The 1,685-nt window shown below is 77.3% G+C and carries 3 protein-coding genes; all 3 read left to right on the top strand.

Features of this window, described 5'->3' with window-relative positions; translation table 11 throughout:
- Nucleotides 1-392 (top strand): flagellar FliJ family protein (locus ACFFJG_RS11025; RefSeq protein ID WP_378518757.1); only part of this gene is annotated, 392 nt, incomplete at its 5' end.
- The gene (locus tag ACFFJG_RS11030) at nt 392-1,348 is read left to right on the top strand and encodes a transglycosylase SLT domain-containing protein (RefSeq protein ID WP_378518759.1); all 957 of its coding nucleotides are present in this window, start codon (nt 392-394) and stop codon (nt 1,346-1,348) included. The genes ACFFJG_RS11025 and ACFFJG_RS11030, both read left to right, overlap by 1 nt.
- The coding region (locus ACFFJG_RS11035; protein ID WP_378518761.1) for a hypothetical protein at nt 1,345-1,685 on the top strand (341 nt) is incomplete at its 3' end. The genes ACFFJG_RS11030 and ACFFJG_RS11035, both read left to right, overlap by 4 nt.

Genomic DNA, 1,685 nt, shown 5'->3' on the forward strand with positions numbered 1-1,685 from the left:
TGTGGCACCGCGGCCGCCGCCGAGATCCGGCGGGCGTGACCGGCGTAGACGCCGCCGAGCAGCGGCTCGACGACGCGACCGCCCGCCTGGCCGCCGCCAGCGACCCCGTCGGCGTCGACCCCGCGACCTTCGCCACCGCACGCGTGGCCGCGGCCGGCACCGCGTCCGAGGTGATCGCGCTCCGCGCCGCGGTGGCGACCGCCGTCACCTTCACGACCTCCGCGCGCGAGCACTGGCAGCGCGACCGCACCCGCCTCGCCGCCGTCGAGCTGCTGCTCGAGCGTCGCGGGGAGCGTCGCCGCGAGGAGCGCGCCCGCCGCGAGCGGGTCGAGGTCGACGACCTCGTCGCGGCCCGCTGGCTGCGCGCCCGCGCCGAGGCAGGTGCCGTCTGATGAGCATCAGCGACGTCACCGCCCGGATCTCCCAGATCCAGGCCCAGCTCGCCCTGCTGCCCCGCTCCACGGTGGGGGGCGCGGCGTTCGCCGACACCCTGTCCCGCACGTCGGTCACCGGCAGCACCGGCGGCGTGGGCGTGACCGGCGACCAGGTCGTGGCCAAGGCCCGCGAGATGATCGGCCTGCCCTACGTCTGGGGCGGCACCGACCCGCAGAGCGGCGTGGACTGCTCGGGCCTGGTGCAGTCGGTCTACTCGTCCTTCGGGATCGAGCTGCCGCGGCTGTCCGCCGACCAGGCGCGCGCCGGCACCCCGGTGGCGAGCATGGCCGACGCCAAGCCCGGCGACCTCATCGCGTGGGACAACTCCAGCCGCAACGTCGGCGCGGACCACATCGCCATCTACATCGGCGACGGCCAGATGATCGAGGCCCCCCGCCCCGGTGGCAAGGTGCAGGTCGTCCCGGTCACCACCCCGCCGGACTACATCCGTCGGGTGCTCCCCGAGACCACCGCGGTCGCGCCGTCGTACGCCGTGCCGGCCACCGCGCCCGCCTCGGGCACGCTGCCCGCGGGCACCCCGTACGCCGACCTCTTCGAGAAGGCGGGCGCTGCCCACCACCTCGACCCCGCGCTGCTCGCGGCGGTGGCGAAGCAGGAGTCCGGCTTCGACCCGAGCGCGACCAGCCCGGCCGGCGCCCAGGGCCTGATGCAGCTGATGCCGGCCACCGCGAGGAGCCTCGGCGTGAGCGACCCGTTCGACCCCGCCCAGGCGGTCGAGGGCGCCGCCAAGCTCCTCGACCAGCTCCTCGTGCGGTTCGGCCAGGTCGAGCTCGCGCTCGCCGCCTACAACGCCGGCCCGGGTGCGGTGCAGCGCTACGACGGCGTCCCGCCGTACCCCGAGACGCAGAACTACGTCAGCTCGATCATGTCGAGCTGGCAGGAGGCCGCATGACCATCACGCCCATGACCCCCGCGCTGCCCGTGGCAGCGGCGACCCCGCCCGCGGGCGGCGACGCCACGGCGGCCGGCGAGCCCGCCCCGGGCTCCTTCGCCGCGCTGGTGGCCGGCCTGCTCGCCGGTGGCACCGTCCCCGGCGACGCGGTCGAGCCGACCGTCGGCGACCCCGACCAGGTCGTCGACCCGGCGGCCACCGAGGACGCCGGCACCGGAGAGGTGACCGACCCGGCCGCCCCGACCGACGGCGCCCTCGCCGCCGCGGTCGCAGGGGCCGTGCCCGCCTGGGCCCCGGTCGCACCGGCGGTGCCCGTCGCGGCTCGCGCCGCCGGCGC

This window comes from Nocardioides zeicaulis (genome assembly GCF_042432345.1).
GTDB classification, from domain to species: Bacteria; Actinomycetota; Actinomycetes; order Propionibacteriales; family Nocardioidaceae; genus Nocardioides; species Nocardioides zeicaulis.